Origin of the sequence: Streptomyces sp. NPDC018947 (genome assembly GCF_044390505.1) — a bacterium.
In the GTDB taxonomy this organism is placed as follows: Bacteria; Actinomycetota; Actinomycetes; order Streptomycetales; family Streptomycetaceae; genus Streptomyces.
Genome location: NZ_JBIRZD010000024.1, coordinates 55,658 through 75,348 on the forward strand (window position 1 = coordinate 55,658; position 19,691 = coordinate 75,348).

A 19,691-nucleotide genomic window follows, 5' to 3' on the forward strand; every position below is an offset into this window, starting at 1 on the left:
GCGGGGAGCCGACCGTCCAGCGCTGGACGGTACGGGCGTGCCGCACGTCACATCACAGGAGCTCCGCGCGGCGGTCGGTCGCCGTCACCCACCCCGTCGTCCTGGGCTGCGGCTCTCAGCAGGGCAGGATCTCTGACAACGAGCCGCCGACGGCCGAGCGTGACAATGCCGTCGGACTGGAGACGCGCGAGGGCGGCAAACGCTGATGACCGGCTCATGCCCGCCATCGTGGCCAAGTCCTCTCTGGGTATGCCGAGTTCGACGACAAGACCGCCACTACTGTCGCGGTGACCCACCTCGTCCGCGAGATAGACGACCACCCGTGCCAGGCGCGCCGGCGGCGGCAGATGAGCAAGGTCGGCGCGCAGACGCTCCTGGCTGTTCAGCCGTTCCACGCTCAGCCGGTACACGACCGGCTCCAGGCGATGCCGGGTCACGAATCTACGGAAGGCGTGTGCGGCCATGACGACCCCGGTACAGGGGCGTACCGCGGTCACGGTCGCCGAACGCGGCCGGTCGAGCAGCACGCCCATCTCGCCGAGGACTTCGCCGGGGCCGCGGAGCATCAACGTCAGACGGTCCCCGGCCTCATTGCCCTGCACCACCTTGACGAGACCATCGACCAGCGCGATCACACCGTCGGGCGACTCATCCTGTGCCAGGAGCACCGCCTGGCTCCGGTAGGCGCGCCGATGCCCGCGTTCGAGGAAGTCGCGCCATACCTCAGGAGAGACGAGGGAGAGGAAGTTCACCGTGACACCTCCTCGCCCTCACGCGAAGACGGTGGCCATTGCGAAGCAGCCGCAGCCCGCGACTGCCAGGACGAGAGAACACTGCACCCGGCGGTGTTTAGCCCAGGCGATCTCGCTCATCACCACCACCTGCCGGGTAAGCGAAGGCAATGGGTCTGTGTTCCGCAGCGCGCTCTCCAGCACGGCGGGTTCCATGAGCCGCAGGTGTCCGAAGTACAGGAAGTCGCCATCCGGTTCTGGCCCTCGCCGCTCCTTGCCGAGCCGGGGAGAAACAGCCCATGCGGCACAACAGGCACCCGCCATGATGAGCACGATGCCGATCCACAACAGCGCCTGCGACGCGGCGGACTCGAACCCGCCTACCGCCCGCCGGGAACTCGCCAGCAGGCTCAGTACGGCCAGCGTGGTGGACTGCAGGGTCAAGGCGAGCGCGGCTTTCGAATCCGCCTTGGCCGTTGCATCCGCGACGGCCAACTGGATCTTCCACGCTGTTTCGGTCGGCTCAGTCGGCACGGTGGCATCCCCCCGGGTGCAGCGAGTAGCACTCACTGGTGCTGCGCTGAAGGCTGCGCAGGCATGACCGTCCTAAAACGTACGGCGGACATCTTGGCCTGAACACGTGGCGAAGCGGGCGATCCCGGTACGCGAGGTGGGCCGGAAGATCAGAGCTTCCGCCGGGCGATGGACTCGGAATTCCGCCAGCCATGAGTGACCACCCGGCCTCCGACAGTCGGAGGGGGACCCTGTAGCGGCCCGGAGCACTCATTGGAGTCTGATCCCTCGGGTCGTTTACCGCTCCCGCTCCATGGCCCTCCTTTGCTCAACGGGTGGCCCACCCGCCGTGGTCGCGACGCCCGCATGTTAGGAACGTCAGTGAGTCGGCGACGTCCCGCAGAGTGTTTTAGACGTCGTTTCTTATGGCGTGATCGTTCGTTGATCCGTGCATGGCGGATCTCGTGGAGCGACTGGTGCCGGACGAGTTGTGGGTGCTGTTCCGGCGGGTGGTGCCGCCGACTGAGGTGACACGTCCGCAGGGCGGTGGCCGACGCCGGGCGGGTGACCGCGAAGCCCTGGCCGCGATCATCTTCGTGGCGACTTCGGGCTGCACGTGGAGGCAACTGCCGCCGGTGTTCGGTCCGGCCTGGCCCAGGGTCTACCGCCGGTTCGCCCAGTGGAGCCGGGACTGGGTGTGGGGCCAAGCTCCACCGCGTGATCCTCGACGAACTTGGAGCGCGAGGCGAACTGGACTGGTCGCGATGCGCGATCGACTCGGTCAGTCTGCGGGCGGCAAAAGGTGCCTCTATGGGCTTCGTCAAGCTGTAGCCGGTGTGGGTGGCTGGTAGAAGGTGCCGTCTCGGGGCATCGCGAAGAGGACGTCGATGCGGCGTCGGGCGACTGCGACGAGGGCTGCGACGTGGTGTTTCCCCTCGCGGCGTTTTCGGTCGTAGTAGGCACGGGACTCGGGTTGGGAGAGGGAGGCGAACGCGGCGAGGTAGAAGGCCCGTTTGAGCTGCTTGTTGCCGCGTCGTGAGGGGTGTTCGCCGCGGATGGAGGAGCCGGAGTTCCTGGTCACGGGTGCCAGGCCGGCGTAGGCGGCGAGGTGGCCGGCGGTGGCGAAGCTGCTGTGGTTGAACCCTCCCCGCCGATCATGTGATTTGCCGCCCGGGAGGGTGAGTCAACAGTCAAACACCGTACAGACGGAGACAGTGCCCGATACGAAGATCGCCGACTTGTCCGTGATCTTCGAGAGGAATCCCGCTCGTGTGTCTCCCCCGTGCCGTTGGCGACGCGCTCACCGTAGTGGTCAATCCGGTTGCCGCTCATTCCGCCCCCGGAAACACGACCGCTTTCTCCGCTTCTGCGTTGGGACTTGTGTACGGCGCGGGGGAACTTCTGTGACCTCCAGGTCTGCGTGTGATGACCGTGATGCCAGCGGGCCACGGGATGGCTGTGCACCGAGTCACGATGGAATGGGGCCGGGCGGACCGGAGGTGGGCGTGGGTGTAGACGGGGGCGGATGGCTGTCCTTGCTGGCCTGTCACAGTGTCAGGAATCCCGCGCGCACGGTGTGGGCGGCGGTGCTCTGCACTGCGGCTGTGGTGTGCGTGGCGATGCTTGGCACCACGGCTTCCCTGTCGACGGGAGGATACAACTCCGTGGGAACGGAGTCCGCGCACGCTGATGGACTGTTGCGGAAGTTCAGGGGGGCTGACCCGGGGCTGGTGCTACGGGTCAGGTCGGAGGACTCGGTCGATTCGGCACGGGCGTGTTCGGACGGGGCGGCGCTGGCGCGGCGGGTTGCTGCTCAACCGGGAGTGGCCGCGGTGGAGGCGTACTGGACGTCGCGTTCGCCCGCCCTGCGGGCGAACGATGGGCGGTCGGCGCTCATCGGTGTCGCGCTGGAGGGTGATGAGGCGGCGCAGGCGCGTGCCGCGTCGCGGCTCGTGCCCCGGGTGACGGGTCGGCAGGGCGCGCTGCGGGTGTCGGCCGGGGGTCGGGTCTGGGCCGGGATCCAGGCGGCGGAGCAGGGCGAAAGGGACCTTGTGCGGGCGGAACTGGTGGTGGCCCCGGTGGTCTTCGGGTGCTTGGTCTTCGCTTTCGGCTCCCTGCTGGCGGCACTGTTTCCACTCCTGGTGGGAGCGTTGGCGGTGGCGGGATCGTGGGCGTTTTTGCGCCTGCTGGGTGGTGTGACGGAGGTGTCGGCAATCTCGCTGAATATCGCGGCTACCTTGGGCTTCGGGCTGGCCGTGGACTATGCCCTGCTGGTCGTGACGCGCTTTCGTGAGGAGGGCGCGCGAGGGCTGGCAGTGCCGGATGCCGCGGTCAGGGCGGCCCGGACCGCGGGTCGCAGCGTGCTTGTCTCTGCCGGCGTGGTGGCACTGGCGTTCTCGGCGCTGTGGGTGTTCCCGTTCCCGTGGCTGCGGTCGATGGCCGTGGCCGGGATCGCGGTGGTACTGCTGGCGGCGACGGCGACCGTCGTCCTGGTGCCGGCGCTGCTGGCGATGCTGGGCTCCCGGATCAGGCATCGCCGGGCGGCGTCGAGCCCGGCCTGGCGGCGGCTCGTCCGGTGGGTGACCGGGTCACCGTGGCTGTGGGGGGCCTGTTGCGCGGTGCTGATGGCCGCGCTGGTGTGGCCGTTCGGCCAGGCCCAGTGGGGGTTCACCGACGAACGTGCGCTCCCCGCCGGCTCACAGGCCCGGCACTTCACCGAACGCCTCCGCACCGATTTCCCTGCTCAGCCCGACCGCGATCTCATCGTCGTACTGACCCCGGTCCCCGGCGACCGCGAGGTCGACCAGTACGCGCGACGTATCAGTGCGCTGCCGGGCGTCGTCCAGGTCACCGCTCCGACGGGTCGCTACCACGACCGCCGTCGCACCGCCGCCGTCGAGGCGGTATCGGACAGTGCGACGGCGGTGTGGTTGAAGGCGTCGACGGGGCTGGATCCGCAGTCGGCGGCGGCCGCACGCCTAGTGGAGCGGGTGCGGGAGCTTCCCCCGCCCGGACCGCGCTGGGTGGGGGGTTCGCCCGCCCGTCATGTTGATGCGAAGGCGGCTCTGGCCGATAGTGTGCCCTGGGCCGTGCTGCTGATGTCGGCCACGACACTCGCTGCGCTGCTGCTCTACACCCGGTCGGTGCTGATTCCGCTGAAGGCCGTCGCCCTGGCGGCGCTGAGCCTGACGGCCAGCCTGGGCAGCATGGTCTACATCTTCCAGGAGGGCCATCTGCGGTGGCTGATCGGCGACTTCACGACCACGGGCTTCTTGGATATGACGATTCCGCCGCTGCTGTGTGCGATCGCGTTCGCGCTGTCGTTGGACTACGAGGTGTTTCTGCTGGCCCGGGTCAAGGAGCACTACGACGCCGGCGGGGATCACCGGGACGCGATCGTCGAGGGCATCGCCCGCACGGGCCGGCTCATCACCGTGGCCGCCGTGGTCTTCGCCGTCAGCATGGCCGGACTGGCGAGTTCTGGCATCACGACACTGAAGATGATGGGCGTGGGACTGGGGGTGGCGGTCCTGGTCGATGCCACGCTGGTGCGCGGCATCCTGGTGCCGGCCTTCATGCAGCTTACCGGGCGAGCCAACTGGTGGGCCCCGGCATGGGTCAAACGACCCGCCACGCAGGGAGCGAATGCCCCGCAGCACGGGCAGGACACGGTGGCTGAGAGTTCCGCGGAGGCGCCTGCGGCTCACTGAACTCTGCGGTGCGGCGGTCAGTTGCTGTCGCGGCGGGTGAGCCGCCTGGTGAGGAAGACGGCCAGTGCGGCGGTGGCCATTCCCGCGGCAGCGTCGAGGACATAGTGGTAGCGGCAGTACACCACGGACACGGTGATCAGCGCGGTGGCCGCGATCATCAGCCATTTCGCGGGGCGCGGTACGGAGGCGGCCCGGATTGAGAGCGCCGCTGCCCAGGCGCCGGCGACGTGGGAGGAGGGGAAGCAGGTGCCGGGCGGGTCGGCGCTCGCCATCAGTTGCGCCTGGAGGGGCTGGGCGAGGTAGCCGTGCAAGTGGTCGGGGGTGAACGCCGGGGCGAGCGCGGCGATAGGGCCGGCGAGGGGCAGCAGCATGAAGCCGAGGAAGCACAGGTAGTGGGCGAGGCACAGGGCGAGGACGTAGCGGTGCAGGGCCTGGTGCATGCCTTTGGCGAGGAAGTAGGCCGGGGGCAGCACGAAGTACAGGTAGTAGGAGCTGTAGCTGAGGCTGAGGGCCTCGGTGAGGGGGCGGGAGGCGAGAGCGCCGAGCAGGAGGTTGGGGTGGGCGCCGAGCAGGTGCTGTTCCCAGACCAGCATGGTGTCGTCGAGCAGGCGGCCGTGCAGGGCGAGCGACTGAGGGCCGGACGCGGAGAACAGCAGCGGAGCGCAGGCCAGCGGGTACAGCGCGCGCACGTTTGCCAGGGCCGGCGATGCCCAGTGGCGGTGTGCCGCGGCGCAGGCGAGGACGAATCCGGCCAGGGCCGCGTAAGCCCCCGTCAGCCACGCGGCATGCGGTACGGCCTCGTGGCCCAGGACCACCGCCGTGGCAGCTACGAAGAGGTACCCGAGGGTCACCTTCTCCACAGCCCTCAGAAGCGGCCTGCCTGCCAGGTGGTGGGGATGGGATCGGCGGACGACAAGCGATGTGGTCCGAACGGGTGATAGCTGTGCGGGGAGAGATGGCCCTCCCTGCACCGCGCGGGCAGATGCCAGCGCATGGTGAGGTCCTCGGCGCTGGGACGGTTTCCGCTGATCAGATGTGGTCAAGGGACCTCGTGCCTCCTTGCGTTGAGTGTGAGGTATCCGTACAGGAGACACTCACAATTACAGCTTGTCGTCACGTGACTCCAGTGGGCTACGGTTGCCACGATCTTGGAGTGCATACCGTGACAGGGCAGGTAAGCGATGTCAGATGTGAGTGGACCGGCCGCTACCTTGGCCGCCCTCAACAGGACCCGGCAAACAGGCGGTTATCCGTTTTTCCACCGGATCACGGGGCAGCCGGGTCCGGGAGAAGTCTTCGTCGAGGGCTTGCGTGCGATCAACGCGGCCTCCGGTGACTACCTCGGCCTGGCGGCGGATCCACGGGTGCGCGAGGCGGCGGCTGCTGCGGCGCGTGAGCTGGGCGCCTCCTGCTCCGGGTCCCCCGTGGTGATCGGCACCTGGTCGGTGCACGCGCAACTGGCTGAGGAACTCGCCGACTTCCTGCACCGGCCGGCGGTGCTGCTGGCCACCACGGGATACCAGGCAAATCTCACCCTGGCCTGCCTCTTCGGCGAGGACCGTGCAGTCATCGCCGACCGGCACATCCATGCCTCTCTCGTCGATGCGTTGCGGCTCGGCCCCGCCAAGTACCGCCGGTTCCGGCACAACGCGCCTGACCACCTGGCGCGGCTGCTGGAGGAGGCTTCGGGACAGGGCCTGTCGCCAGTGGTCCTGACCGAGGGGGCGTTCTCGCTGGGCGGGGAACTGGCTGTACTGCCGGAGATCGCCGATCTCGCCGGACGTCATGGGGGGATGCTCATCGTCGACGGGGCTCACGACATCGGCATCCTGGGACCGTCGGGGCGCGGAGCCAGTGAGCACCTCGGCTGCGAGCAGGACATCGACGTACTGTCCGGGACCTTCTCCAAGGCGTTCGGGGCCGGTGGCGGATACCTCGCCGGAAGCACCGAACTCATCGAGCACTGCCGCTTGGCCGGGAGGGCCACCATGTACTCGGCGTCCATGCCACCACCGACCGCCGCAGCGGCACTCAGGGCGCTGCGCATCATCCGGGACGAGCCCGAACAGCGCGCCGTCCTGGCTCGCCTGGCGGACCGTCTGCACGACGGACTGGCCGAGGTGGGGTACGACCGTCCCAACTGGGCCAGCCCCACCGTCACGCTCCCGGCCGGCGACGCCGACCAGTGCCTGCGCACCTGGCGGGCGATGCTGGAGGCCGGTGTGTTCGCTGCGCCGTTCCTGCCGCCGGCCGCCCCGACGGGACAGTCCCTGCTGCGCCTGTCCGTCACCGCCGCCCACACCGAGGCACACATCGACCACATCCTGGAGGTCGTGGGCCAACTCCTGCCGACCGTCGACACCACTGGCGTGGCGGCGGAGCCGATCCCGTGTCCCGCCTGATGCGCGCTCCCCGGCCCCCGCAAGGCGCTGCCGACATCGTGATGGTCCGCAACCGCGCCGACATGGATGACTTCATCAGGCTGCCCTACCAGCTGTACCGGGCGCACCCGCACTGGGTCGCCCCGCTGGAAGTGGAACGGCGCCACTTCCTCAACCCGCGTCGTAACCCCTACCTGCGCCAGAGCGACGTGAGCTACTTCCTGGCGCGCCGCGGACGGGCGCCTGTGGGCCGGGTCGCGGCCATCATCGGCCCGGACGGACCAGCCCGCCAACGCCAAGGCCACGTGGGCTTCTTCGAGTGCACCGAAGACCCTGCCGTGGCGCGCGCCCTGTGGGAGCAGGCGGTGGCCTGGCTGCGGGAGCGGGACGTGCAGACCGTGATGGGCCCGATGAACCCGAACATGCACCACGAGTGCGGCCTGCTCGTCGACGGCTTCGACGACCCCCCCCGCATCGGCATGCCCTACAACCCTCCCTACTACCCGGACCTGTTCGCCGCAGGCGGCTTCACTCCGGTCAAGGAACTGCTGTCGTGGCGGCTGTCCCCGACCAACCCCAAGCTCAAGCGGTGGGCCGGCTACCGCGACATGCCGCGGTGCAAGGGCGGCCTGACGGTACGAGCAGCAAACTGGCGCCGCTTCAGCAGCGAGTCCGATCTCGTACGGGAGCTGTATCACGAGTGCTGGCAGGACAACTGGGGCTTCGCGCCGGCGACCGACGCGGAGTTCACCTACCTGGCACGGCAGATCCGGCTGCTCGCCCCCACCGGCGTCCGCATCGTCGAGCACGAGGGAAACCCCGTCGGCTTCAGCATCCTGCTGCCCGATTTCAACCAGGCCCTGGCGCCCGCTCGGGGACGCCTGACCCGCTACGGCTGGCCGGTCGGAGCCTGGCGCGTGTGGCAGGGCCGGCACGCCATCACCCGGGGCCGCGTGATGGCCCTGGGAGTCCGCGAAGACAGCCGTGCCAAAGGAGCCACGCTCGCCCTGGTCACCGATGCAGTCGCCAGCGCCCTCACGCGGGGCTGGAACGAGCTCGACGTGTCCTGGGTCCTGGAGGACAACCAGGCCGCCAACAAGCCGCTGGCCGCCGTCGGCGCCACCATCCACAGACGCCACCGCCTGTACGCGCGCTGTGTGCGCCACAGCGAGCCGTGCTCATGCCTCGCCGCCCATGCCCACCCCGCCCTGGAAGCCGCCCGTGCCGCTGACGTATGACAACGTCGTGTCGATCCTCGCCGAAATCACGGGAATGGACGAGGAACAAATCACCCCGCAGACCACCCTGCTGGACGTTGAAATGGACTCCCTGCTCCTGGTCGAATTCGCCGTCGTTCTCACCGAGCGCCACGGAGTCGACCGGGAGGCCGACCTGGACCTCACGCCCGCGACCATGATCGCCGACTTCGTACATGTACTGGCCGAGCAGTCCTCCGGCGCCGAGGCTGCTCCGTCCGTCACGGGTGCGCTGTGACCGTCGACATCGCCGTCACGGGAATCGGGCTGATCACACCGGTCGGTGTCGGCTCCGACTCGACATGGCGGGGCCTGTGTTCGGGGCGGTCCGTCACTACTGCTCAGGATCGGCTCCTGACCGGGTTACCGGTGTGCCTCTCCTGCCCCGTCCAGACCTTCGACGCATGGGACCACCTCCCGCGACGGACCGTGCGGCGCACCGACGCCTTCATCCACTTCGCGCTCGCCGCCGCACAGGAGGCCGTCCAGGACGCCGGCATCGCATCCGGAGCCGCTGAACCCGCCCGCATCGGTGTCGTCCTCGGCGTCGGCTCCGACAGCCTGATCGGATACGGAAGGGTCTGCGAGCTCCTTCAGTCCGGTGAACACCACCTGGTGTCCCCACTGGCTCTGCCACGGAGCGTGCCCAGCATGGCGGCCGGAGAAGTAGCAGCTCACCTCGACTGTCGAGGCCCCAACTTCACCGTCTCCAGCGCCTGTGCCTCAGGCGCTCAGGCCATCGGTATCGCCGGCGACCTCATCCGCTCCGGCACCTGCGACATCGTGCTGGCCGGCGGTGCGGAATCCGGCCGGTTCCCCCTCAGAGCCATCAGCTTCGCCCGCCTGGGTGCCCTGTCCAACCGCTGGCACGATCCGTCCGGGGCCTCCCGCCCGTTCGACTGCGACCGCGACGGCTTCGTCCTGAGTGAGGGAGCGGCAGTCCTGGTCCTCGAACGGGGTTACCACGCTCGCGCCCGCGGTGCAACCGCACACGGTGTTGTCGCCGGGTACGGCGCCTCCGCCGACATCCACCTCCCTGTCAACCCCACCCCGACGGGCGCGGCCTGCAGCAGGCCATCAGGACAGCCCTGGCCGATGCGGGCTTGACGCCCGGCGACATCGATCATGTCAGTGCTCACGCAGCCTCCACGCGGGCCGGAGATCTTGCCGAGGCCCGCGCCCTGAGCCACGTCTTCTCTTCCACGCCGCCGCCGGTCACGGCCCTGAAAATGCCTGCTCGGGCACTCACTGGGTGCGGCGTCGGCCATCCAGGCCGCCTGCGCCCTATTGGCCCTGCGGCACCAGGCCATACCACCCACGGCCAACCTCGACAACCAGGACGACGCCATCGACCTCGACATCGTCCGCAAAGCCCCCAGGCCAGCCCGCCTGCGCACCATTCTGAGTACCGCGTGCGGCTTCGGAGGAGCCAACGCCGCACTCATCCTGCGTGGATCGTGACCCGCACCCGGTGTGCACCGAAGCAAAGCAGACACTTGTGTGAGGGGCCGCCCGGCCAACGGGGCGGCCCCCACAGCATTTCAGGCGGGAGTGCCGCCGAGGTAGGTACGGACGATGAACGGCTTCTCCCGCACGAGGTAGAACACGTAGATCAGCACCTGGAACACGGCCACGCACACCAGCCCGGCCACCGACCGGTAGCACAGCGCCACGCCGTAGCCGTGCAGATTGCCGACCCCGTACATCGGGTTGCGCAGCCAGCGGTACGGGCCGCGGACCACGAAGCCGTCCGTCGCGTCCGCCCGGCCCAGGAACATGTCCCGGCAGTAGTAGGTGTTCAGGCCGGTCAGCCAGGTCGCCCACAGCTTCGTGCCGAAGCCCACGATGGCCAACACCACGCCCAGCACCACCCACAGACCATCGACGCCCACCTCGGGCAACTGGCCGGGGAAGGCTGCCATCAGCAACCCCTGGCACAAGCCTTGCTGCAGAAACAGCAGCCCCAGCACGAAGTCGAATCTTTGCACCGCCCGTGCCTCACCCACGGCATGGGTGAAGCGGCGAGCAACCGCCGTGTCCAGCACAGCGATCAGCCCACCGTAGTACAGAACCGCGATCACCACCGCGTACCCGACCGCTGCCCATCGCACCGCACCACTGCCCGCAGCCGCGCGGAACTGCTGCTCGGCGGCGAAACCGGCAGCCACCACACACGCCCACACCGCAGTACGGAGCACACGGCGTTCCGGGTGGTCCACGCGCAGCCCGGACATACCGATGACCGCGACCGCCAGCTGCCCCAGCCCCCTCCATGCCGCGTGGAGCGACGGCGAGCCGACAGGTGCTGGCGCCAGCTCGGTGGTCTCAGCCATGAAGCATCTCCTTGAAAGCCTCTCGCAGCCCGTCCTCGAGCCCCACCCGGGCCCGGAACCCGAAATCCCTGTACGCGCGGTCCGCGCTGGCAGTCCACGAGCCGGCCACTGCCTCGCGCGCCTTGTCCCGGTTGAACACCGGCACCCCGCCCCGCAACCGCCCGGCCGCCTCACTCACCATCCCCGCCGCCCGGACCACAACCGACGGCACGGGCAGCACCAACGGCCTGCCACAGCCCAACAGCGCACCAGCCGTCCGCACCAAGTCAGCCAGGGTGTACTCAACCCCGTCGGCCAACTGATAGACACCGCTGTGGGACTCGCCCGGACCAGCGGTACGCCCATGCAATCCCGCGGCGATCAGCCCGGCGCACAGATCGTCCACGTGCAGCACCGAGTAGACGCGGGCCGCCGGGCAGGGCTGCACCGCCACCCGTGTACGGGCCATCGCGGCGAGACTCGGTACGAACGCCACATCCAACGGCCCGTACACGATCGGAGGGCGCACGATCACGGTCGGCACCTGTCCGGCGAACCGCCGTGCTGCCTGCTCCCCGGCCAGCTTGCTGGCTCCGTACCACGACACCGGGCCGGCCCGGTCCTCCTCACGCCGCGCCCGCCCCGGGGCAGGCGCGGGACCAGCAGCCGCCAGCGACGAACACACCACCAGCCGCGGCGGCACATCCGAGGAAGCCAGCACGCCCGCCAGTACGCCCGTCGAAACGGTGTTGGCCAGTCGGAACTCGGCACATGACGCAGCCCGCACCGCGGCCGCCAGATGAACCACCACATCCGCGCCCGAGACAGCCTCCGCGACCCCCGAACCGGTGAGCAGATCCACTACGGCGATGTCGACCGGACAGCCGTCCAGCACCCGGCGATCGGACTGCGGCCGCACCAGCGCCGTCACCCGGCCACCGCCCTCAACAATCCGGCGGCACAATCGACGGCCCACGAACCCCGTGGCCCCCGTGACCACCACGCGTATCCCGCTCACGTCCGGGCACATAAACGGCTGCTCTGCCTCACGAGGTGGGTTGATAGAAGTCGTCACGCCTGCACGCTAGAGGGCGCGTCCCCCATTCAGCGCAACGAAAGCCGCTCAGGGACCAATCACCACCCAGACGAATGACCATTACCCCCGGAGGCCCTCACCAGCGGGAACCGCAGTAGGCGACTGGCGGGTGGGGCTGATCGCGGGCACCCTCAATGCAGGGCTTTGGCGTAGTCGCTTGACGTCCGGTGCGTGATGTTCTGTCAGTTCGACGGGGTCGGGGAACGTGCCAGACACGGCTTCCGAGTGGAAGACCGTGCCTGCCGTCGCATCTTCTCCGATCCAGCCCGTCCTCGACCAACTCTGCGATCAAGCCTGGGTTGCGTCCTGGGAAGTGGTGTACGGGTTCCCACCTGATCCGGGCGTTTGTCCTGGCGTCGGAGTGAGGGTCCGGATATGAGAACGGCCACCGGCTGATCTTCGAGGTGTCGAAGCTCGAAGGAGATCAGCACGATGACCGCACCCGACAGTCTGCCCCTGCACGCCCTCGCCGAGGAGAATCTGGCCGCGGCGAGTCCCGATCTGCTGCGCGCGATGATCAAGACGTTCGCCGACGCCCTGATGTCCGCGGAGGCTGATGCCCTCTGCAACGCCGAATACGGGCAGGTCAGCGACGAGAGGGTCAACCATCGCAACGGCTATCGCCCGCGCGAGTGGGACACCCGGGCGGGCACGGTCGAGCTCGCCGTTCCCAAGCTGAGGCAGGGCAGCTACTTCCCACACTGGCTCCTCGAACGGCGCCGCCGGGCCGAACAGGCCCTCATCTCGGTGGGCGCGTGGCTCGCCGACCGCCGTATCCATCCAGGCTCGAAGGCCAGGCGGGCGGTGGCAGTTGACGGCAAGAGCCTGCGCGGTGCCGCGAAAGCCGGCGGCCGCAAAATCCACCTGCTGGCGGCGCTCGACCACACCAGCCGCCTGATCCTCGCCCAGCTGGACGTCGGGGACAAGACGAACGAGATCACCTGCTTCCAACCCTTGCTGGACGCCCTCTCCGATCTGGCTGGCACTATTGTGACCAGCGACGCCATGCACACTCAGCGCGAGCACGCCGAGTACCTCGTCGGCCGCGACGCCCACTACATCGTGATCGTCAAAGGGAATCAGAAGAAGCTGCGCAATCAGCTCAAGTCCCTACCCTGGCAGCAGATCCCACTCCAGAGCCGCACCCGCGAGAGCGTCCACGGCCGCAGCGAGATCCGCCGCATCAGGGTGTGCACGGTGAACAATCTGCTCTTCCCCGGCGCCCGCCAGGCCCTCCAACTCAAGCGGCGGCGCGTGAACCACAAGAACGGCAAGGTCAGCATCAAGACCGTCTACGCGGTCACCAGCCTGAGCTCCGGGCAGGCCACACCCGCTCAGCTCGCGAACGTGATCCGCTCGCACTGGCAGATCGAGGCCCTGCACCACGTGAGAGACACCATCTTCGCCGAGGACGCCTCACAGCTTCGGACTGGCAGCGCGCCCCGCACCATGGCGGCCTGGCGCAACCTCGCCATTGGTGCCTTACGCATCGCCGGCACCCACAACATCGCCGCTGCACTCGCGCCAACTCCCGCGACCCAAAACGCCCGCTCGCGCTCTTCGGTCTCATGTGATCACGAACCGGACATCACGCGACTATGTCGAAGCCCTGCATCAGGCCCCGCTTGCTACCGGACGGCGCGGGCGAAGCGGACGGCCGCAGTGATCGGGGGGCCAGCGCGTGTGGCGGGCTTCGGGCGTGGTCGCTGCGGCGGCCGGTGTGCTCGACGGTGGTCAGGAGGGGGCGCTGCAGGACGCGTTCGCCCCAGTGCCCGACGGAACCGGCAGGTTCGGCGAGGAGACGGAGTACCTCGCCCGGTTGATGCCCGTGGTCCAGTAGGCCGCGTTGTTGGGCTTCCCACAGGACGGTGACGGGATCAACGGGCTCGTGGCGGCGGGCGAGAGTGGTGAGGCACTGCCACAGGCCGGCGTGCAGCGGCCGGGTGAAGTCCTCGGGCAGCAGCCACCGCACGGTTGCGGCGTCCGCGGGGCGGGCGGTGGCGGTCGCTAGCAGCACCTGTTCCTCCTCCGCCGCCTCGGCACAGTCGGGCGCGATGGTGGGCGGGGGTGCAGGGGTGCAGGGGTGCAGGGCAGGACGCCGGCACGTGGCGGGAAGCGGGCTGCGATGTCGTCCACGACGGCAGCGAGCGCGTCTGCCTCGGCGAGCACGGTGGGGGCGGGATGGGGGAGGGAGACGTCGTGGACGGTCTGGACCAGGCGTGCGGCGGCTGTTGCCAGGCGGCGGCGGGTGTGTTCGGCCTCGACCATGCGTGCGTAGGCCGGTGCGTGCGAGGCCGGGTGAACGGGAAGTACACAAACGCTTTTTCCTCGACCCACACCGCCGCGAATTGGTCCCCGTCGCTGTTGGGGACAAAACTTTTTGCGCGCCACAACGACACCCCGACCGGGATCAGCGCAGGCAGACGGCCAGGGCCACGGTCCTGCTCTCGGCTCGTGACGCATCAGCCCGGTGAAGGGCCGAGGTTGCACGGTGCTGCGCTTCCCATCTGCGTCGGCCCGTGTGTGATCTCGATCCGTATGCTGCCCTCCGACTGTCGTTCGACGCTCACCTGCACCGTCGGGTGTGTGGTGTGGTCTGTCTGGGCCAGTAGCGCGGACAGGTTGTTGTGACAGTCGCCGTCTGCGTCGTGGATTTCCCAGACTGACAGGACGCTGGAGACGAAGTCCTGGGCGAGCGCTGTGGTGTGCGGCGTGCAGGCTAGTAGGGCTGTGTAGCGGCTGGGGCCGGCCATAGCGGGATCGTCGGCGGGCATGGCGTGGGTATCGTTCCTCGGTGGTGGTTGTCGTGCGATGGCGTCGTGTGTGGCGCAGTCGATGAGGGCGATGTCGACGTCCTGCGGGGCAGCGTGCGTCTCGTCGAGGGTGCCCTGCGCGATGAGCACAGCCGGTCGGGGGTGCGCGGGGTGTAGGCGCGGGCCAGTTGGCGCTGGCCGTAGATCTGCCAGGCCCGGGTGTGTTGGTGGACTCCGGGGAATTGCCGTGAATCTGGGCTGTCCGAGCTCGGGATCTGCGGCTTCAATGTGCCTCTTGATGGCGAGCGCGGCAGGCTCCCGGCCTGCACGCTTGCTGAGGCTCAGCCATCCGATGCATGATTCGCGCACCCTAGGAGGAGGGCTGCGTGACGACGACGGACTTGAGCGGCGGCGTCGTTGGCAGGGGGCGGCCGGGCCGGGAAGGGCGATGGTCGAACGCGAGGGCGAGAGCGCCGAGGGCTTCCTTGACCGGTGGGTAGATGCTGCGGAGGTTGGCGAGCAGTTCTTCGGGCGGCCCGTCCGGGTCGATGCGCGTGGCGTCCTCCGAGCTGAGCAGGTCCTCGAAGGAGTGGTAGGGGGTGATCCGCTGCACGATGACGTCGAGCTCCCGCCCGGTGTCCCGGTCGTGGAAGACGACTGTGTCACCGGCTGCGATGGCGCGCTTTTGCGGGGTGGCCACCCTCACTTCGATCGTCTTGCGGCCTGCTTCCACTTGGCGGTAGTACCGCCCGAGTAGGTGCATGTGGTGCTCTTGTGGGTTGCCTGCGGCCGTCGGACTCGGGACGGCTGGGATCGCCTGCTGGGTGTCGTCAGGCACACGTGCCTCCATTCGATGCGTGCCGCCCGGCGCGGTCTTGGCAGAGAGCGACCGGGCCAGAGCGCGGTGGCCGCACTCCTGTGTTTCTGGGGCGGCGTGGGTAGCGAGGAAGTGGACAAGCATGCCGGCGGTGCTAGGGCAATTCGATCGGTCCGTAGCGCGCGTGTGGCTCCTGCCGCATCAGCGCGTCGTACCGGTCCGCTACCGAGAAGTGCCAGAACTCGGTTGCATAGTTGGTAAAACCTGCGTTCTCCATGGCGTTGAGCAGCAGCGTGCGATGGTGGCGCGCGCGACTGCTGAGGTTCGGGGCGTGAGTGAAGCAGGCACCGTCGCTTTCCTCGGGGGAGGCATTGACGCGGGTGCCGAGGTCGAGTTCGTGGCCGTCCTGGTCGACGAGGGTGACGTCCACGGCCGCGCCTGCGGAGTGGGGCGCGATCTCCGGTGGTGACACGTACCGGCTGGCGGCCTGGTGCAGTTGCTCATGGGTCCAGCCGGGGTGAGCGGCGGCCAGCTCGCCCCGATAGTCGGTGAAGTAGCGCTGCTGTAGGGCCAACGGCCGGTAGCCCTCGATGAACAGCAGGTCGGTGCCGGCGGGCAGGAGCGAGCGGGCGTGTGCTCCAGTCGGGCGAGGACGCCCTCGCGGACGTGGGCGAACGCGCCCAGCGGATCGTGCTTGCGGGGATCGACGCGGAAGCTGTGGTTACGCACGTCGACGAGCGGCTCCCCGCACTCGCGCACCGGGATCGCGGCGACGCGCGGATCGGACATCAACACCAGAGGGTTCATCGGCTCTCCTTGTAACGGCTTGCACTGCGGTGGTGGGATGGGGGAGGTAGAGGTCAGGGCGGTTTCGTACAGGATTCGCGTGATGGTGTCCTGGAGCGTGCTGTCGGCCGGGATCACGGTCTCCAGACCGCCGGGCAGCAGATCCAGCTCGCGGTACCAGGAGGCGAGGTGGCTGTCGGTGACGTGCGCCAGGTACGCGGCATCCGCCTTCGACGCGTGGCGGATCAACGTTGTTTCCAGCGGCACGTCCAGGTAGTAGCAGCTGGAGACGCCGCGGTGGTCCTGTACCAGAGACGTGATCATGTGGCCGTAGCGATCGGTGTACAGGATCCCTTCGAGCACCACGTGAAAGCCGGCGTTCAGCGCTTCACGTGCGATCCTTCCCAGCAGGGCGATGTTGGCGCCGCGCGCGGTGTCGTGTTCCCTGAGCACGTTCCGGCGGATCACGTCTTGGCCCACGATCGCGATACCGCGGCCGTAGTGATCTCGCAGACCCTGGGCCACGCTTGACTTGCCTGACGCCGAGTTACCGCGGATCACCACCAGGCGGGTGTCCTCACGGCCGCACGCAGTTGCCGTGGACACACGACGGTGTGTGCTGCTCGGTGTGCCGGTCATGCGGGCCAGCCCGTCTCGCTGTACAGCTCGCCGTTCTGGATCTTTCCGATGGCCACCCGGGTGTAGGGGACGAGGTTGTCGGGGAGGGCGGCGGGGTCCCAGAATTTCCACTGGGTGTACTTGTCCGGTTCGCGCAGTTCCGGTTCGCCGCTCCAGGTCCGGGCGCGGAAGAACAGGCCCATGCGGGGTCGGTCCCCGGCACGGTCGATGTGGTGGATGACGTGGGCGAGTTCGACGTCCTGGCGCTCGATGTGCAGGCCGGCTTCCTCCCGTGCTTCTCTGATCAGGCAGGTGACGGCACTCTCCTGCTCGCAGTGGCCGGCCAGGACGTGCCAGGTGGAGGGCGCGAACGCGGAGTCGGGGTGGCGCAGCCCGAGCAGCACCGTCCCGTCGGGCCGCTCCAGGTAGAGGTGGACGCCGATGACGTTGAGGACCGTGCCATGCGGCGAAGCTGGACGGCGCTCCTCGTGCGATGAGAGCCCGCTCTGCGGCGCGGTGCTGGCCGGGCGACTGACGGCGTGGCGCCGTACGAGATCCCTGGTGGTGTCTGCGATACGCAGGCGGTCGAGGTCGTCGGGGGCGAACCAGGCCAGCATCACCCCCTCCGTCAGACGGAGTTCGCGCGGGTCGCCGTTCCAGCGGCCGGCGTAGATGGCGATGGGCACGGTCGCGCCGGCGTTATCGGAGGCGTACTCGGTGGCGAACGGGGTCAGGTCGGCGATGTGGAGGCCGGCTTCCTCATGAAGTTCGCGTCGCACGGTGTGCTGCAGGGTGGCGTCCTGGGGCTCTCGGCCGCCGCCCAGCAGGGACCACATGCCCGGCTCCCAGATCCGGCCGGGGAAGTAGTCGCGCAGGTGGAGCAGATACTCGCCGCGGTCGTTGTAGATCAGGGCGGAGGCGTTGGCGGTCTCCGGTTCGGCTGCCGGCGGGAGCTTGAGTAGCTTCTCGCGCAGGGAGGGGCTGGTCACCCGGTCCACGGGCCGCCACTCGATGCAACCGACCTCTTCTTCCTGCAGCACCACCGGCATTTCGGTCGCGGTGTACAGGCGGAAGAGGAACCGGAGGTCGAAGTGCTGGTGGCCGGGTTCGCCTTTGCCCGGGTGGGCGTCGATGTCGTGGATGTCGATGTCGAACGGCACGGTCTCGTAGCCGGGCCACGGGGTGACGGCCTGGGGCGGGATCCCAGTCTCCTCGTGCAGTTCCCGCAGCGCCGCTGCTGCCAGGGACTCGTCGGCGGGCTCGGTGTGTCCGCCGGGGGCGAGGACCTTCCCGCTCGCCAGGTGCAGCACGTGCAGGACGCGGCCGAGTCGGTCGATGACGATTGCGCCGCAGGTGACGTGTCCGGTGAAGGTGGAGCGGCTGGCGATGTCGTCGCCGGTCCGGTCGAGGGCATCCAGGAGGGCGCTGAGCTGCTCGCGCTCGTGGGGGTGGCGAGCGAGGTAGGCGTCGACGGTGGTGCGGATGTGGTCGTGCGACAACGGCATGGGGGCTACCTCAGTGGGGCGTGAGCGGGAGGAGTCGAAGGCGGGCGGGATGCTCGGGTCAGGTCAGCCGCATCCCCTCCGCCGGGATCTCGTCGACTGCGGCGGTGCGAGCAGTGGGCAGCGCCCACCGCTCGCGTGCCGTGTCCGCGGCGAGCTGGGCTTGCCGGGCTCCAGGCGGGCCCCAGCCCAGCAGAGCGGCTGCCTGGGCGGGGGTGGCGAGCAGGCGGGCAAAGGGGTGGCCGGTGGCAGGGTCGACGGCCGCCGGGCCGATGGCAGTGACCCGGGCGGCCAAGCGGAGCCGGGCGTTGGGGCCCACGCCGCCGTAGACCTCGCCGGTCTCGTCCAGCACCCAGCCCAGTCGCACCGGATCGGTCAGAGCGAGCTGCGCTTCCTCGGCCGCTTCGCGGTGAAGGGTGTCCTCAGGCGTCGCGTCGGTTGTTTCCACGGTGCCGCCGGGCAGCATCGGCAGCGCGCCCCGCGGGCCGGGGTCGGCCACCAGGACGACCCGGCCGTCGGGGACGAAGCACCACGCCCAGGCTTGCTGCACGGGCAGCCGCTCGGGGACGGGGCCGCGGTGGAGAGGGCTGTCCCACAACGGGCGATAGCGGACGTGGACGTCGTGGCGGTCCAGCACTGGGACGCCGAGGATGTGCCGGCCGTCGGCGAGGTGCGCGGTCGCGGTGTTCCCGAGACGGGCACGGTAGGCGGCAAGCATGATCTGCCCGTCCACGGGCCGCAGCCGCTGCACCGCGTCCCGGGTCTCCAAGAAGGCGTACTCGGACAGCTCATCGGGCGGCAGGCGGATCGCCTCCACCTGGCCGGGAGTGAGGGTTCCCCCGTCGAAGACGAACCGGACCTCCCCGGGGCAGGGCGTGCCGGGCTGAAGGTCGGGGTGGTGCGAGGAGAAGGAGTGGACGGCGAGCACGGCCGACAGGGGCAGATCCAGGCCCAGTTCCTCGATGATCTCGCGCCGGCAGGTGACGTGCGGGTGTTCACCGGGTTCGACGACGCCTCCGGGCAGCAGCCACGAGCCATCCTCGCGGTAAGTGGGGCGCACCAGCAGGACCCGGCCGACCTCGTCGGTGATGATCGCGGAGGCGCCGAGCCACGCCGCATGCCGAGATGCGGCGTACTGCGCTGCGAGCAGAGCGGCACGCGGTGAGACGTGATCCGAAGGGGAGACGGGAGAGGTCACGTTTCTCTGCCTTCCGAG

General features: G+C 69.1%; 17 protein-coding genes and 6 pseudogenes. 10 read left to right on the forward strand and 13 right to left on the reverse strand.

Translation table 11 applies throughout. The annotated features are described in order from the left end of the window. Window positions 1-47: 47 nt before the first annotated feature. Together ACH499_RS32880 and ACH499_RS32885 are read right to left on the reverse strand one after the other, a co-directional pair. The gene (locus tag ACH499_RS32880; RefSeq protein ID WP_399020526.1) at window positions 48-752 is read right to left on the reverse strand and encodes a Crp/Fnr family transcriptional regulator; all 705 of its coding nucleotides are present in this window, start codon (window positions 750-752) and stop codon (window positions 48-50) included. 18 nt (window positions 753-770) lie between these two features. Then, complete coding sequence (locus ACH499_RS32885) at window positions 771-1,265, reverse strand: Pycsar system effector family protein (protein WP_399020528.1); 495 nt, start codon at window positions 1,263-1,265, stop codon at window positions 771-773. A 431-nt stretch (window positions 1,266-1,696) separates the two neighbouring features. Between ACH499_RS32885 and ACH499_RS32890 the strand changes: the two are divergent. After that, window positions 1,697-2,060 (forward strand): annotated as a pseudogene (locus ACH499_RS32890) (transposase); the annotation flags it as partial. Between the two features lie 4 nt (window positions 2,061-2,064). Here ACH499_RS32890 and ACH499_RS32895 read toward each other — a convergent pair. Beyond that, a pseudogene (locus ACH499_RS32895) lies at window positions 2,065-2,376 on the reverse strand (transposase); the annotation flags it as partial. Between the two features lie 700 nt (window positions 2,377-3,076). Between ACH499_RS32895 and ACH499_RS32900 the strand changes: the two are divergent. Then, the gene (locus ACH499_RS32900; RefSeq protein WP_399020530.1) at window positions 3,077-4,954 is read left to right on the forward strand and encodes an MMPL family transporter; all 1,878 of its coding nucleotides are present in this window, start codon (window positions 3,077-3,079) and stop codon (window positions 4,952-4,954) included. A gap of 17 nt (window positions 4,955-4,971) precedes the next feature. On the opposite strand, the gene ACH499_RS32905 is transcribed toward ACH499_RS32900, so the two are convergent. Beyond that, window positions 4,972-5,814, reverse strand: a complete 843-nt coding sequence (locus tag ACH499_RS32905; protein WP_399020532.1) for a phosphatase PAP2 family protein — start codon at window positions 5,812-5,814, stop codon at window positions 4,972-4,974. 447 nt (window positions 5,815-6,261) lie between these two features. On the opposite strand from ACH499_RS32905, the gene ACH499_RS32910 reads away from it, so the two are divergent. The 6 genes and pseudogenes from ACH499_RS32910 to ACH499_RS32935 all read left to right on the forward strand — a co-directional run bounded on the left by ACH499_RS32910 (window position 6,262) and on the right by ACH499_RS32935 (window position 10,052). Next, complete coding sequence (locus ACH499_RS32910; protein WP_399020534.1) at window positions 6,262-7,356, forward strand: aminotransferase class I/II-fold pyridoxal phosphate-dependent enzyme; 1,095 nt, start codon at window positions 6,262-6,264, stop codon at window positions 7,354-7,356. A 62-nt stretch (window positions 7,357-7,418) separates the two neighbouring features. After that, window positions 7,419-8,573, forward strand: coding sequence for a hypothetical protein (locus tag ACH499_RS32915; protein WP_399020536.1), 1,155 nt, complete (start codon window positions 7,419-7,421; stop codon window positions 8,571-8,573). Next, on the forward strand, window positions 8,557-8,829 hold the full coding sequence (locus tag ACH499_RS32920) for an acyl carrier protein (RefSeq protein WP_399020538.1): 273 nt from the start codon (window positions 8,557-8,559) through the stop codon (window positions 8,827-8,829). The genes ACH499_RS32915 and ACH499_RS32920 overlap by 17 nt, the downstream gene beginning before the upstream one ends. Continuing rightward, window positions 8,826-9,698 (forward strand): beta-ketoacyl-[acyl-carrier-protein] synthase family protein, encoded by an 873-nt coding sequence (locus ACH499_RS32925; RefSeq protein WP_399020540.1) that lies wholly within the window; start codon window positions 8,826-8,828, stop codon window positions 9,696-9,698. The genes ACH499_RS32920 and ACH499_RS32925 overlap by 4 nt, the downstream gene beginning before the upstream one ends. Then, window positions 9,680-9,757 (forward strand): annotated as a pseudogene (locus ACH499_RS32930) (hypothetical protein); the annotation flags it as partial. The gene ACH499_RS32925 and the pseudogene ACH499_RS32930, both read left to right, overlap by 19 nt. A gap of 67 nt (window positions 9,758-9,824) precedes the next feature. Continuing rightward, window positions 9,825-10,052, forward strand: coding sequence for a hypothetical protein (locus ACH499_RS32935; protein ID WP_399020580.1), 228 nt, complete (start codon window positions 9,825-9,827; stop codon window positions 10,050-10,052). An 80-nt stretch (window positions 10,053-10,132) separates the two neighbouring features. Here ACH499_RS32935 and ACH499_RS32940 read toward each other — a convergent pair whose 3' ends face one another. Together ACH499_RS32940 and ACH499_RS32945 are read right to left on the reverse strand one after the other, a co-directional pair. Further along, window positions 10,133-10,924 carry a PEMT/PEM2 methyltransferase family protein gene (locus tag ACH499_RS32940; protein WP_016828324.1) on the reverse strand — a complete coding sequence of 264 codons (792 nt, stop codon included), beginning with the start codon at window positions 10,922-10,924 and terminating at the stop codon, window positions 10,133-10,135. Next, window positions 10,917-11,978 (reverse strand): NAD-dependent epimerase/dehydratase family protein, encoded by a 1,062-nt coding sequence (locus ACH499_RS32945; RefSeq protein WP_399020542.1) that lies wholly within the window; start codon window positions 11,976-11,978, stop codon window positions 10,917-10,919. The genes ACH499_RS32940 and ACH499_RS32945 overlap by 8 nt, the downstream gene beginning before the upstream one ends. A gap of 453 nt (window positions 11,979-12,431) precedes the next feature. Here ACH499_RS32945 and ACH499_RS32950 point away from each other — a divergent pair. Both ACH499_RS32950 and ACH499_RS32955 read left to right on the forward strand, forming a co-directional pair. Next, window positions 12,432-12,755, forward strand: a pseudogene (locus ACH499_RS32950) (transposase); the annotation flags it as partial. Between the two features lie 48 nt (window positions 12,756-12,803). Further along, window positions 12,804-13,415 (forward strand): annotated as a pseudogene (locus ACH499_RS32955) (ISAs1 family transposase); the annotation flags it as partial. Window positions 13,416-13,587: 172 nt separating this feature from the next. On the opposite strand, the gene ACH499_RS32960 reads toward ACH499_RS32955, so the two are convergent. The 7 genes and pseudogenes from ACH499_RS32960 to ACH499_RS32990 all read right to left on the reverse strand — a co-directional run bounded on the left by ACH499_RS32960 (window position 13,588) and on the right by ACH499_RS32990 (window position 19,673). Next, on the reverse strand, window positions 13,588-14,016 hold the full coding sequence (locus tag ACH499_RS32960; RefSeq protein WP_399020544.1) for a DnaB-like helicase N-terminal domain-containing protein: 429 nt from the start codon (window positions 14,014-14,016) through the stop codon (window positions 13,588-13,590). Between the two features lie 445 nt (window positions 14,017-14,461). After that, entirely contained in the window at window positions 14,462-14,902 is a 441-nt protein-coding gene (locus tag ACH499_RS32965) for a hypothetical protein (protein WP_399020547.1), read from the reverse strand. Window positions 14,903-15,122: 220 nt separating this feature from the next. Further along, entirely contained in the window at window positions 15,123-15,515 is a 393-nt protein-coding gene (locus tag ACH499_RS32970; protein ID WP_399020548.1) for an ASCH domain-containing protein, read from the reverse strand. Between the two features lie 208 nt (window positions 15,516-15,723). After that, window positions 15,724-16,143 (reverse strand): M15 family metallopeptidase, encoded by a 420-nt coding sequence (locus ACH499_RS32975; protein WP_399020550.1) that lies wholly within the window; start codon window positions 16,141-16,143, stop codon window positions 15,724-15,726. A gap of 437 nt (window positions 16,144-16,580) precedes the next feature. Further along, a pseudogene (locus tag ACH499_RS32980) lies at window positions 16,581-16,994 on the reverse strand (AAA family ATPase); the annotation flags it as partial. After that, the gene (locus ACH499_RS32985) at window positions 16,991-18,478 is read right to left on the reverse strand and encodes an NUDIX domain-containing protein (protein ID WP_399020552.1); all 1,488 of its coding nucleotides are present in this window, start codon (window positions 18,476-18,478) and stop codon (window positions 16,991-16,993) included. The gene ACH499_RS32985 and the pseudogene ACH499_RS32980, both read right to left, overlap by 4 nt. Before the next feature lie 58 nt (window positions 18,479-18,536). After that, window positions 18,537-19,673 carry an NUDIX hydrolase gene (locus tag ACH499_RS32990; protein ID WP_399020554.1) on the reverse strand — a complete coding sequence of 379 codons (1,137 nt, stop codon included), beginning with the start codon at window positions 19,671-19,673 and terminating at the stop codon, window positions 18,537-18,539. Between the last annotated feature and the right edge of the window lie 18 nt (window positions 19,674-19,691).